Genomic DNA, 211 nt, shown 5'->3' on the forward strand with positions numbered 1-211 from the left:
CCCTCTCCCCAAGGGGAGAGGGGGCAATACCCCACGCGCGCTGTGTGGTGTCGTGTCCCCGGCCTTGTCCCCTCTCCCTCTGGGAGAGGGTCAGGGTGAGGGCATCGGCCTCACAACATCGCGCGGCCTGGATTGCCGCTCACCCTCACCCCAACCCTCTCCCCAAGGGGAGAGGGGGCAATACCCCACGCGCGCTGTGTGGTGTCGTGTC

The organism is Variovorax sp. OK605, from assembly GCF_900115445.1.
GTDB lineage: Bacteria > Pseudomonadota > Gammaproteobacteria > Burkholderiales > Burkholderiaceae_C > Variovorax.